The sequence below is a fragment of the Streptomyces sp. NPDC046557 genome, from assembly GCF_040645975.1.
Taxonomy (GTDB): Bacteria; Actinomycetota; Actinomycetes; order Streptomycetales; family Streptomycetaceae; genus Streptomyces.
Map to the genome: position 1 here is coordinate 323369 of NZ_JBEYZH010000001.1, position 11186 is coordinate 334554.

The 11186-nt window shown below is 72.1% G+C and carries 13 protein-coding genes; 4 read left to right on the forward strand and 9 right to left on the reverse strand.

Annotated elements, in window-relative coordinates:
• Window positions 1-62: 62 nt before the first annotated feature.
• Window positions 63-296, reverse strand: coding sequence for a DUF397 domain-containing protein (locus ABZ934_RS01600; protein ID WP_361307360.1), 234 nt, complete (start codon window positions 294-296; stop codon window positions 63-65).
• 325 nt (window positions 297-621) lie between these two features.
• Here ABZ934_RS01600 and ABZ934_RS01605 point away from each other — a divergent pair, with 325 nt between their 5' ends.
• A complete protein-coding gene (locus tag ABZ934_RS01605) occupies window positions 622-1161 on the forward strand; it encodes a hypothetical protein (protein WP_361307362.1) in 540 nt (179 codons plus the stop codon).
• 83 nt (window positions 1162-1244) lie between these two features.
• On the opposite strand, the gene ABZ934_RS01610 is transcribed toward ABZ934_RS01605, so the two are convergent.
• From ABZ934_RS01610 to ABZ934_RS01635, 6 genes are all read right to left on the reverse strand, one after another.
• The gene (locus ABZ934_RS01610; RefSeq protein WP_361307364.1) at window positions 1245-1619 is read right to left on the reverse strand and encodes an NTP pyrophosphohydrolase; all 375 of its coding nucleotides are present in this window, start codon (window positions 1617-1619) and stop codon (window positions 1245-1247) included.
• A 23-nt stretch (window positions 1620-1642) separates the two neighbouring features.
• On the reverse strand, window positions 1643-2662 hold the full coding sequence (locus ABZ934_RS01615) for an AAA family ATPase (RefSeq protein ID WP_361307366.1): 1020 nt from the start codon (window positions 2660-2662) through the stop codon (window positions 1643-1645).
• Between the two features lie 4 nt (window positions 2663-2666).
• Window positions 2667-3875, reverse strand: coding sequence for a T4 RnlA family RNA ligase (locus ABZ934_RS01620; RefSeq protein ID WP_361307368.1), 1209 nt, complete (start codon window positions 3873-3875; stop codon window positions 2667-2669).
• Window positions 3876-3997: 122 nt separating this feature from the next.
• Window positions 3998-5029, reverse strand: coding sequence for a tellurite resistance/C4-dicarboxylate transporter family protein (locus ABZ934_RS01625; RefSeq protein ID WP_361307370.1), 1032 nt, complete (start codon window positions 5027-5029; stop codon window positions 3998-4000).
• Window positions 5030-5093: 64 nt separating this feature from the next.
• A complete protein-coding gene (locus ABZ934_RS01630) occupies window positions 5094-5720 on the reverse strand; it encodes an alpha-ketoglutarate-dependent dioxygenase AlkB (protein ID WP_361307372.1) in 627 nt (208 codons plus the stop codon).
• 42 nt (window positions 5721-5762) lie between these two features.
• Window positions 5763-6548 (reverse strand): LysR substrate-binding domain-containing protein, encoded by a 786-nt coding sequence (locus tag ABZ934_RS01635; RefSeq protein ID WP_361307374.1) that lies wholly within the window; start codon window positions 6546-6548, stop codon window positions 5763-5765.
• A gap of 57 nt (window positions 6549-6605) precedes the next feature.
• On the opposite strand from ABZ934_RS01635, the gene ABZ934_RS01640 reads away from it, so the two are divergent.
• Entirely contained in the window at window positions 6606-6998 is a 393-nt protein-coding gene (locus ABZ934_RS01640) for a DUF5997 family protein (RefSeq protein WP_361307376.1), read from the forward strand.
• Between the two features lie 92 nt (window positions 6999-7090).
• On the opposite strand, the gene ABZ934_RS01645 is transcribed toward ABZ934_RS01640, so the two are convergent.
• Window positions 7091-8185 (reverse strand): glutamate--cysteine ligase, encoded by a 1095-nt coding sequence (locus tag ABZ934_RS01645; RefSeq protein WP_361307378.1) that lies wholly within the window; start codon window positions 8183-8185, stop codon window positions 7091-7093.
• Window positions 8186-8299: 114 nt separating this feature from the next.
• On the opposite strand from ABZ934_RS01645, the gene ABZ934_RS01650 reads away from it, so the two are divergent.
• Both ABZ934_RS01650 and ABZ934_RS01655 read left to right on the forward strand, forming a co-directional pair.
• On the forward strand, window positions 8300-8473 hold the full coding sequence (locus ABZ934_RS01650) for a CsbD family protein (RefSeq protein WP_361307380.1): 174 nt from the start codon (window positions 8300-8302) through the stop codon (window positions 8471-8473).
• Window positions 8474-8573: 100 nt separating this feature from the next.
• The gene (locus ABZ934_RS01655) at window positions 8574-9113 is read left to right on the forward strand and encodes a DUF6328 family protein (RefSeq protein ID WP_361307382.1); all 540 of its coding nucleotides are present in this window, start codon (window positions 8574-8576) and stop codon (window positions 9111-9113) included.
• Between the two features lie 561 nt (window positions 9114-9674).
• On the opposite strand, the gene ABZ934_RS01660 is transcribed toward ABZ934_RS01655, so the two are convergent.
• Window positions 9675-11168 carry an MFS transporter gene (locus tag ABZ934_RS01660; protein ID WP_361307384.1) on the reverse strand — a complete coding sequence of 498 codons (1494 nt, stop codon included), beginning with the start codon at window positions 11166-11168 and terminating at the stop codon, window positions 9675-9677.
• Window positions 11169-11186 lie beyond the last annotated feature (18 nt).

An 11186-nucleotide genomic window follows, 5' to 3' on the forward strand; every position in this document is an offset into this window, starting at 1 on the left:
CTCAGTCGTCAGAATGGGGCGTGGACGCCCGCCCGTCCAAGCTTTGGCCTACGGCTTGGACATCATCCGGTCAGTCGATCGAATTCGGCACGCTTGACACCGTCGAGGAACGCCTCGATCTCCCCCGCCGTGAAGATGAGGGCCGGACCGTCCGGGAAGCGCGAGTTGCGCATCGCCACGGCACCGTCGGCCAATGCCGCGACCTCGACGCAGTTGCCGTTGCCGACGCTGGCACTGCTCTTGACCCAGACCACACCGGGAATCTCGCTCGCCACGACACCATTGCGTAACTGCATGAGAGGACCTTTCCTCGCTGGGACGCGCATGATCGGGCAATCGCATATGCGATTGCCCGACAAGCAGTTGTGAGAATGCTAGCCGGCACGAGCGGCCGTGGAAGTCCCCCGAAAGGGTTCCTCCTGGAGTCCGCTCCCCCGCACATCACCCCATGAGACAACCATCCATACCAAACCGGCCTCATTGGGCAAATCGGGCTAAACGGCGGTGCGCCGCCGGGGTGTCGAGGCGTCTGCTCGCCATAGTCGTCCGTGGCGACCGCCTGGTTGCCGGCCCGAGCCGCGTGGCGCGGTCGGGCGATTGTCTTCGTAGAGGAGTCGGCTCATGCTGAAGCCCACCAGGACCGTCCTCGCACTTACCGCCGGAAGCCTGGTGCTCGGCCTCGTCAGCGCGGGCGCCGCCATCGCCGACGAGGACCCGATGGCCGAGGTCCCGGTACACCAGCCGCAGGCCAAAGTCAACCGGCACATCTGGGGCAAGGTCGTCTCGTCCGGTCGCCTCACGATCCGCAGCAAGCCGAGCACCCGCTCCTACTCCCTGGGCAAGATCGAGTCGGGCACGCGGATCGCGCTCGAATGCAAGCAGCGCGGGGAGACCGTCAACGGCAACGACCTCTGGTACTTCCTGGACAACCGCAAGGACCGGGACGAGTGGAACGACGGCGACAACAACGGAAGCGACACCTGGAACGGCGGTCGTGAAGACGGCCGTGAAGACGGCCGGAACGACTTCAACGACGGTCGCGACGGGGACGGCGCGTCCCTGAAGAAGAAGACCTCGAAGATGTCGAAGAAGGACCCGGACTACGGCTGGGTGGCCGCCCGCTACGTCAAGAACCTCGACACGGTGCCGTGGTGCCGCTGACCCGCACCCCGGGTCGTCGCTGATCGCCGAGCCGTTCGCCGGGAGGCCGGCTCCTCTCGGAGGAGCCGGCCTCCCGGCCGTCGTCAGTCGGCCGGGCGGACGGTGCGCGGCCCGACGCACCGCGCCCCGTAGGACCCCACCCGCTCGCGCAACGCACGGTCCGCCGTGACCACGACCACGCCGCCGCCCCCGCCGCGCTCGGCGTAGGCCGCCACCAGCTCCACGATCCGGTCGTCGCCGCTCCCGGGCGCCGCGTCCACCCGCACGCCGGGCACGGATTCGACGCCCTTGGCGGCGCCTTCCACCACGAGGACGATCTCCTCGCCCGTCCCGCGCGCCGCCAGCCGGTCGCGCAGCCGCTCGGCCGCGCCGCGCCGGTCGCGCCACCAGCCGTCCGGCACGGACCCGACGACGTTCGCGGCATCCACGATCAGTACGTCCACGCTGTGTTCGTCCACGGGTACGAGTGTCCCCGACCGGCTCAGAAGTCGCCGTAATCGACCTGCCAGGTCGGCAGGCCCATCCGGCGCCAGACGGCCACGACGCGGTCGCGGTCGTCGAGGGAGACGCGGACCGCGTAGCGGTGGCGCACGTGCGCGTCGAAGAGTTCGGCCTTCACCACGTCGTCGCGGCGCTGGTCGCCGGCCGCCCGCATCCACAGCTCGTCGTACGGGACCCCGTGCCGCTCCAGCCACTCCTCGGTCTGCGGCCGGTGTTCCTCGCTCCGCCCGGACAGGAGCACGATGGCGTCCCCGTCGGCGCGCCGGAAGGCGTCGAGGGCGCGCCGCACCGGCTCGTTCAACAGGTCCAGCCCGCAGCGGGAGAAGTCGTACGGGCCGCGGTCCCCGGTGAGCGCCAGCGTCCCGTCGATGTCGCACATCACGGCGGCGGGCAAGGCGGGGTCGGCGACGTACGGCTCGACCGGAGGCTGGTCGTTCAGCCACTCGGCGGTCAGCTTCCAGCCCCCCTTGCGGGACTTGGCGTGCTTGGCGGCCAGGATCCGGATGATCTCCTCGCCCACCTGACGCTCGCGGGCGGCGTCGCGGCGCACGCACTCCTCGACCGGCACGTCCGTGAAGTCGTGGACGACGAAGGTGGCGAGGCCGGCGACGGCGGCCTTGAGGCGCTTGGGGATGTTCGGGGTCAGGTGGGTGTTGTCGACGACCACGTCGAAGCCGCCCTCGACGGCCGCCCGCAACGCCGCGTCCTGGACGGCCAGCGCGGTCTGCTCGTGCGCGTACGAGAGGCCGCGTCCGTGGTCGGCGCCGTCCAGCATGACCCGGAGGTCATCCAGGTTCACCCGGCGCATCCGGCCGCCGGATTCCGCCTGGAGGGCGCGGGCGGCGGTGGTCTTGCCCGAGGCGGGCAGCCCCGTCATGACGTGCACGACGGGTCGGGTGGGGGCTGCGGGGGCCGTCGCGACCGGCGCCGGGACGGCGTCGGGGACAGCCGGGGCAGCGGGGACAGCCGGGCTCGCGGGGGCCGCCGGTTCTGCGGACACGGGCTCAGTTCTCCTCGTCGGTGGTGAAGGGGTCGGCCGATTCCGGCCGTACGGCCCGCCAGGTGACGAGCTCGGTCTGCTTGCCGTCCAGGCGCAGGAACAGCGCCGCGCGCAACCGGCTGTCGGGCAGCGCTTTCGCGGCCCTGGCGAAGGCCCCGCGGTCGGCGGCCAAGTGGGCCAGCGCCCCGAACGCCTCGTCGATGGCGTGTTCGCGCTGCGCGGCGGCGTCCTCCAGGCGGGCGATGACCGCGCGGACCCACGCGTCGAACTCGTCGGGCACTTGGTCCAGCAGCGCGTCGAGCGGTTTGCCGCCCCATGCCTCGATATCGGCGACGGCGCAGCCCAAGGCCTGCGCGAGCTGCTTGGCGGGCAGGCCGGCGAAGCGCTGGACGCCGTGGCCACGCCAGATGTCGCGCTCGGTGACGCCGGTGAGCACCTTGTGCAGACGTACGTATTCGGCGATCTTGGCCTTGGCGCGGAGGCCGGAGGCGAAGCGCAACACGAAGCCCTCGGCGTCGGTGCCGGTGGCCGGGGCGCCGCCGGGCAGGGTGTTGGAGTCGGTCAGCGTGAGGAGTTCGGCGAGCGGCATGGCCGGCCAGACGGTGACGACCGAGCCGATGTCCCCCCAGTGCCGGGCGGCTTCGGCGAGGGGCACCTCGGTGCCGTCCTGGTCGAACGCGGCCAAGAGGACCAGGTCGCGGCGGTCGCCGTAGTCCACGACGATCCGGTTCTGCGGGTAGAGGATCTCCGCGAGGTAGGTGACGCCGGCCACGAGGTGCGTGGTGTCGCGGCCGTCGAGCCGGCGCTGCGCCCAGGTCGCCTGCTCGCTGATGAAGGAGCCCTTGGAGGCGACCCGCCACGCGCCCGCGTAGTGGAACACCACACCGAGGCTGCCGTCGACCTTGTCGTAGACCTCGAACGGCTCGTCGGGCAGGGCCGGCGCGTAGGGCAGGTCCGACTCGTGCTCGCCCACGTTGAAGAACTTCGGCAGCGGCAGGGCGACGATCCGCCCGGTGGTGTCGTCGGCGACGAGACCCCGGCAGCGCGTGGTGACCCGGTTCCACACCCGCTCGTACTGGGCCGTGCGGGTGTAGGTGTAGATCGACAGCGGCAGTTCGGGGTGCGCCTTTCGGCTCACGTGGCCGGCGTCGATCGCCGCCTTGAGCTCCTGCGCGGGCAGCAGGTCATGCAGAGTCAGGAACGCCTGGCTCATGGGGTCCTCCCGGTTCGAGATGGTTCATTCTCGCGGGCGGGAGAGTGGCCCGGTACTCAATTATGACTGGTCGGACGGCATACCGTTGCCGATCGGGGTGGTCCGTCACGGCCCCCGGGTCGTCATGCGGCGGATGAACTCCTCGCCGGCGGGACCGACTTGCCGACCGGGGGCGTGGGCCAGGCAACCGGGCGTCCCCGCCACGTGGTTCGCGGGTCGCCGAGGCGGGCGCCGAGGAACGCCGCGAAGGTCAGGACCCAGGCCGCCACGGCGACCCACAGCAGGACCTCACCCACGGGCCCGAGCCAGCCGGCGCCGGTGGGCGCGGCGGCGGAGAGGCAGGCGGTGGCCGTCATGCCGAGGGGGAACACGGTGGACCAGCGGCGGATGTCGTAGCGCGGGCGGGGGCTGCGCAGCTCGGCCGCCAGGAGCACGACGTACCAGGCGAGCGAGGAGCAGAGCAGGACCAGGGTGAGGGTCCGCAGGACGGTGTGCCCGGCGCCCGTCCAGACGGGTGACTCGGTGAGCTTCGATCCGGCGAGGGCGCTGATGGACAGGGCCCCACCGGCCACCCAGTGGTCGCCGGCGCCCCCGGTCACCTCGCGGAGGTCGAAGCGGGCGAGGGCCACCCCGTACAGCAGCAGTCCGAGGCCGAAGAATGCCAGGGCCGCACTGCCGAGCCAGTCCTGGTGACAGGCGGCGGACAGCACCGCCGCCAGCAGGGCGAGCCCCTGGGTGGCCACGCAGACGAGGAAGACGGCGCCGGGCAGCCGACTCCGCGGCCAGTGCCGCAGGACGGCGTACAGCAGCCCGGGCCAGAGCGCCGCGGCCAGGGCCAACAGGACGACGGCGGCGCCCTGCCGGCCGAGCAGCGACAGGCGGGCGCCCAGCACGCTGGTGGCGGCCACGGCGGTGAGGGCGGACGGGCTGTCCGCTTCGGCGCGGAACCGGTCCCGGTCCACGATCAGCCGGGTCGCGAAGACGGCGGCGAGGACGAGCCACAGCGCCGCTGCGACGGCCAGCGCGGCGAGGGAGAGCAGGTCGTTGCCGGTCAGGGCGAGCCCGACGGAGATGATGCCGGAGGCCATCACGGCGGCGCCGGCGGCGGGCGGCGGTCCGGTCCGCCGGCGGCGGCGGCCGAGCAGGGCTCTCACCCCTCCAGCGGACACCATTGGCCGGCGGGCCGCCGGCCGAACGCCCCCGGCTCGGGGGCGGTCGTCAGCCGACGCCCTGCGTACGGAACTGGATGCTGATGCGGGGTCCGACGGCGCGCGTCGACTTGGGTACCGCGTGCTCCATGGTGCGTTGGCAGGAGCCGCCCATCACCACGAGGTCGCCATGACCCAGGGGCAGCCGGAGCAGGGTGGGGCCGCCGTCGCGGGGGCGGATCGCCAGGTCGCGCGGGTCTCCCACGGAGAGGATGGCGACCATGGTGTCCTCGGTGGCGGAGCGGCCGGTGCGGTCGCCGTGCCAGGCGACGCTGTCCCGGCCGTCGCGGTACAGGCACAGCCCGGCGGTGACGAAGGGCTCGCCCAGTTCGGCGGCGTAGTGCCGACTCAGTGCCGCGCGGGCTTCGGTCAGGACGGGGTGCGGCAGCGCCTCCCCGGCCCGGTAGAAGGACAGCAGCCGGGGGACGGCGACCTCGCGTTCGTACATCCGGCGCCGCTCGGCGTGCCAGGGCACGTCGGCGGCGAGCCGTTCGAACAGCGCGTCGGAGCCGGTGAGCCAGCCGGGCAGGTGGTCCACCCAGGCACCGGCCCCCAGGTCGGTCCGACGCAGCCCGGAGAGCGGGCCGAGCCGGATCTCGTCGGTCTGGTCGAACAGTGACCCCTGGAGCGCGTGCATGGGTCCAGCCTACTCCTGCAGACCGAACACCTGCTCGATTTGTCAGCGGCCCCGGCGGGGCTTGCCGCGACCGGTGCTCTTGGCGCCCTTGGTGCCGCCCGACCCGCCGCGCGCGCCCTTTCCGGGGGCGGGCTTGGCGGCCTTGCGGGCCGCGCCGGCCGCCTTTTCGGGGCGCTTGCCCTTCGGCTGGGCGGAAGCCGGGGCCGGGTCCTGCTTGCGGCCCCGCGTGCTGTTGACCGTCCGGCCGCGGACGATCCCGATGAACTCCTCCACCAGGTCGGGGGTGGTCTCGGCCTCGGGCCACGACAGCGCGACGCGCGATTCGGGCGCGCCCGTGACCGGCCGGTAGGTGAGGTCCCTGCGGTGGTGCAGTCGGGCGAGCGACTGCGGGACGACGAGGACGCCCACCCCGGCCGCGACCAGCTCGATGGCGTCCGCCGTCGTCGCGGGGCGCTCGATGGCGGGCCGCCCCGGCAGGCTCTCCCAGCCCAGGGTGTCGTCCAGGGGGTGCAGGACGATCTCGTCGGCGAGGTCCCCGGTGGAGATCTCCTCGACCGCCGCGACGATGTGGTCCTTCGGGACCACGACGACGGTGGTTTCGGTATACAGGGGGATCGCGCTGAGTTCCGTACGGTCGACCGGGAGGCGGACGAAGCCCGCGTCGGCGCCGCCGGCCCGCAGTACGCCGGGCGCCTCGGCCGGGGACACCGGGACGAGGGTCAGCGGGACGTCGGGCAGCCGCTCGTTCCAGATCCGCACCCATTTGGTGGGCGTCACCCCTGGAACGTAGGCGAGCCGGAACTGGGGAGGTACTTCCGAGCCTGTCACCCGGCCAGATTACCGGCCGTGGTCAGAGGTAGCGCACATGCTCGATACCCTGGGGACATGACGTCGCACAAGACCACCCAGACCATGAAGCCCGCGACCGCGGCGAAGAAGCTGGGTGTGTACCTCGAGGCCACACCCGCCGAGTTCCAGGAGGGTGTCGTCTCGCGCACCGAGCTGAACGCGCTCCAGGCCGACCCGCCCGCCTGGCTCCAGGAGCTGCGACGCAACGGCCCGCACCCGCGCCCGGTGGTCGCGGCGAAGCTCGGCATCTCGATCGCCGGTCTCGCCCGCGGCGGGATCACCGAGGCACTCACCACCGAGCAGATCGACGCGCTCAAGGACGAGGCGCCGGAGTGGCTCGTCAAGGAGCGCGCCACCCAGGCGGAGGTCCGCAAGGAAGCGGTGCGGATCAAGGAGAAGCAGGCGGAGCGCGCGGCCCGCGAGAGCTGACCGCCGGCAAGAGCGGAGTGCCCGCACGGGCGCACACGCGAGGGGCCCCGGACCGTTGTCCGGGGCCCCTCGCGTATGTGTGGACAGGGCCGTCAGCGGTCGGGGACCGAGGCCGTGATCAGGTCGGCCAGGGCGGCCATGCCGCCCTCGGCGAGCGCGCGGCGCTGGCGGTCCGCCGGGGTGCCCTCGCGCAGCAGCCGGTGCGTGAGCGCGCTGACCTCCCGGAGGTCGCCGGACTCCTCCAGGGCGGGGGCGATGTACCCGGTGAGCCGGCACAGCACGTCGCCGGCGCTGTGCCGCTGCCCCGACGGGTCCACGAGGCTGCCGTTCAGCCCGTGCCGGGCGGCGTGCCAGTTCGCGGCCTGCAGGAGTTCGTGCGGGCAGGCGGGCGGCGGGGCGCCCGCTTCCTCCTCGGCGATCGCGGTGGCGACGAGCGCCCGTATGATGCCGGCGAACAGGACGGCGTCGTCCGCCTCGAGCTGGACGTCCAGGCAGCGCACCTCGATCGTCGGGTAGCGGTCCGAGAGCCGGGCCTGCCAGTACAGCTGTCCCCGGTCGGCGATGACCCCCGACTCCAGGAGCGCCCCGATGCGCTTCTCGTAGTCGGCGAGATCGGTGAAGGAGGGCGGTGGTCCGCTGACGGGCCAGCGACCGAAGACGATGGTGCGCCAACTGGCGAAGCCGGTGTCCCGCCCGTCCCACAGCGGAGAGTTCCCCGACATGGCCAGCAGGGTCGGGAGCCAGACGCGGATCCGGTTGAGCACGGCCACGCCCATCTCCCGGCCCGGGACCGCGACGTGGACGTGCATGCCGCAGATGAGCTGCTCGTCGACCAGCCGCCGGGCTTCCTCCCGCATCCGCAGGTAGCGCGGCTTCGGGGTGACCGCGGGGGGAGTGCCGTCCTTGAGCGGCGCGGTGGCGGTCATCGCGACCCTGCATCCCTTGTCCTCGGCCGCGGACGCCACCGCGTGCCGCAGGCGCAGCAGGTGGCCGCCCACCTCGCCGAGGTCCGTGCAGACGGGCGTGGCGACCTCGATCTGGGCTTGGAGGAGCTCGTCCTGCACCTCCCCCTCGTCCACGAACGACCCGAGGCCGGCCGCGGAGCGCACTTCCTCCGCGAGCGGGATGGGCAGGTGGGTGTGAGGGTCCAGCAGGACGTACTCTTCCTCGACCCCAACGGTGATCATGTCCGTCGGCTACCCATGAATTCGGGCATGAATTCCGGCTCCAGGGGTTTGTGGCGGTCATTCGTGGTCAGACGCTTCAAGGTCCGCATTTCCCTTTCGGATGGAGTGAAAGCCATGTCGGGTGACGAGAAGGTCAAGTCCAAGGGCGAGCAGGCCAAGGGCAAGGTCAAGGAAGCCGCGGGACGCGCCGTCGGCAACGAGCGGCTCACCGCGGAGGGCCGTGCCGAACAGGCCAAGGGCGATGCCCGGCAGGCCAAGGAGAAGATCAAGGACACCCTCAAGGACTGACTCCCTTTCTCCGGCTCTTCCGCTTTTCCCGTGCCTCCCGAGCACCCTCGTGGTGCCGGGAGGCACGTTCCGTTCCGCTTCCGTTGCGCCAGGAGGTCCCATGCCCGCCGATGACACCGAGGACAAGGCCGACGGTGGCGCACGGGACCCGGGAGGCACCCGCCGGGACGACGGGCGCCACGAGAGTCCCGAACAGCGCGCTGACCGCCAGTGGGGTGAACTGGTGCAGGAGATCCGCGTGGCCCAGACGGGTGTGCAGATCCTGTTCGGCTTCCTCCTGACGGTCGCCTTCACCCCGGTCTTCCAGCACCTCGCGCAGGTGGACCGGACGATCTATCTGATCACCGTCATCCTCGGTTCGCTGGCCACCGGCGCCCTCATCGGTCCCGTCGCCTTCCACCGGATCGTCTTCCGGCGCCGCATCAAGCCGCAGGCGGTCACCTGGGCCTCGCGGCTCACCATGGCGGGCATCGTGCTGCTCCTGATGACCCTGTGCACGGCCCTGCTCCTGATCCTGCGGGTGGCGACGCACGACGCGCTCGTCCCGTGGCTGGTGGCGGGCGTGCTGGCCTGGTACCTGCTGTGCTGGTTCGCGCTCCCGCTGTGGGTGCGCCACCGGCACACGAGCCGGCGCGACTAGCGTCCGGGCCTCCGACGAGGCGCGCCTAGTCCGGAGGCTCCTGGGCGGGCGGCTGCTCGCTCGGGGGCTGTCCACCGGGCGCCGGCGACGTGGGGGCCGGCGCGGGCGGTTTCTCCCCGGGGCGGGCGGGCCGCGGGTCTCGGGGCACCGCTCCGGGGCCGGGGGTCGGGCCCGGCCCTTCGGGCGGCGGGGTCTTCGGGTCGTGGCCCGGCGTGTCCGGCTCCCGCGCGCCCGACGCCCGGTCGGTCCGTAGCGGCTCCGTGGCCCGGTCCATGCGACTCACCTCGGCTTTCGTCTCGTGCGTGCCGCTCGGCGCGGCCCGCGCGTCCCTCCGCATGCCCGGGAGCGCGACCTGCAACCGCACCGTCCGGGTGGTTCCGACGTTCCGAGTAGACCTGGTCCGGGCGGTTTCCGCATGGTTTCGTACCCATGGGCCGGTACGCGTCGACCTGGCATTCCCGCGGTCCGGGTACGCGCGGTCCGGGTACGCGCGGGCGGGCGGGTACGCGAAGCGGCCCCCGGGCCGCGCGGCGGCTTCCGGGGACCGTGTCGACGCGGGACTCAGCCGCCCGCCGGGCCCGCGGCCGGAGCGGCGGCCGGAGGGGCGGTGGTGCGGGCCGAGAGCGGGGTGGCGATCTGCTCCAGCGAGCGGCCCTCGGCGGCGACGGCGAAGAACACCGCCACCACCCCGGCCGCCACCATCAGGGAGGCGCCCACGCAGAAGGCGATGACCGCGTCGGACACCACACCGCTGGAGGTCAGCTTGGCGAAGAGCAACGGACCTGAGATGCCCCCGGCCGCCGTGCCGACGGCGTAGAAGAAGGCGATGGCCATCGCCCGCGTCTCCATCGGGAAGATCTCGCTGACGGTCAGGTAGGCCGAGCTGGCTCCCGCCGAGGCGAAGAACAGCACCACGCACCAGCAGGCGGTCATGGTCACCGCGCTGAGCCGCCCGGCGCCGAAGAGCCATGCCGTCCCGAAGAGCAGCAGCCCCGAGAGGATGTACGTGCCCGCGATCATCGGGCGACGTCCGGCGGTGTCGAAGAACTTGCCCAGCAGCAGCGGGCCGAGGAAGTTCCCGAAGGCGATGACGGCGAAGTAGTAACCGGTGTGACCGGAGGGGACGTCGAAGAACGTGACCAGGATGCTGCCGAACCCGAAGGTGATCGCGTTGTAGAGGAACGCCTGACCGATGAAGAGGGACAGCCCGAGGACGGCCCGGCGCGGATAGGAGCGGAAGACCGTCTTGGCGATCTCGCGGAAGCCGGTGCTGCGCCGCTGGGTGACGGTGATGGCATCGCCCGCCTCCGGCAGCGGCCGGCCCTTCTCCTCCTCCACCTGCCGTTCGACCTCGGTGACGAGTTCCTCGGCTTCGGTCGCCTTGCCGTGGATGAACATCCACCGCGGGCTCTCGGGTACGTGCCGGCGCACCAGGAGGATCACCAGCCCCAGGACCACGCCGAGGGCGAAGGTCAGCCGCCAGCCCAGCCACATGGGGAAGAGGTCGGTGTCGAGGGCGAGGACGGACAGCAGGGCCCCGGCGACGGCGCCGAGCCAGAAGCTGCCGTTGATGATGAGGTCGACGCGGCCCCGGTACTTGCTGGGGATCAGTTCGTCGATCGCGGAGTTGATCGCCGCGTACTCCCCGCCGATGCCGAATCCGGTGAGGAACCGGAAGACGAAGAACCACCAGGCGGAGAAGGAGAACGCGGTCAGCGCCGTCGCGGCCAGGTAGACCCCGAGCGTGATGAGGAACAGCTTCTTGCGCCCGAAGAGGTCGGTCAGCCGGCCGAAGACCAGGGCGCCGGCGCACGCCCCGGCCACGTACAGCGCCGCCGCCATACCGGTGACTTGGGCGTCCGTGACGGCGAGGCCGCTGCCGTGCTCGGAGAGCCGGCTGGCGATGTTGCCGACGATGGTGACTTCCAGACCGTCCAGGATCCATACGGTTCCCAGTCCGATCACGATCATCCAGTGCCATCGGGACCAGGGGAGCCGGTCCAGCCGCGCGGGAACCTTGGTGGTGACGGTCCCCTGTTCCACAAGATCAGCCATGCCACGGCGTCTGCCCTG

Coding starts and splice junctions, on each gene's coding strand:
- ABZ934_RS01650 (WP_361307380.1), top strand. CDS start 8,300: ATGTCGGGTGACGAGAAGGTCAAGTCCAAGGGCGAGCAGGCCAAGGGC.
- ABZ934_RS01640 (WP_361307376.1), top strand. CDS start 6,606: ATGACGTCGCACAAGACCACCCAGACCATGAAGCCCGCGACCGCGGCG.
- ABZ934_RS01605 (WP_361307362.1), top strand. CDS start 622: ATGCTGAAGCCCACCAGGACCGTCCTCGCACTTACCGCCGGAAGCCTG.
- ABZ934_RS01660 (WP_361307384.1), bottom strand. CDS start 11,168: ATGGCTGATCTTGTGGAACAGGGGACCGTCACCACCAAGGTTCCCGCG.
- ABZ934_RS01600 (WP_361307360.1), bottom strand. CDS start 296: ATGCAGTTACGCAATGGTGTCGTGGCGAGCGAGATTCCCGGTGTGGTC.
- ABZ934_RS01620 (WP_361307368.1), bottom strand. CDS start 3,875: ATGAGCCAGGCGTTCCTGACTCTGCATGACCTGCTGCCCGCGCAGGAG.
- ABZ934_RS01630 (WP_361307372.1), bottom strand. CDS start 5,720: ATGCACGCGCTCCAGGGGTCACTGTTCGACCAGACCGACGAGATCCGG.
- ABZ934_RS01655 (WP_361307382.1), top strand. CDS start 8,574: ATGCCCGCCGATGACACCGAGGACAAGGCCGACGGTGGCGCACGGGAC.
- ABZ934_RS01645 (WP_361307378.1), bottom strand. CDS start 8,185: ATGATCACCGTTGGGGTCGAGGAAGAGTACGTCCTGCTGGACCCTCAC.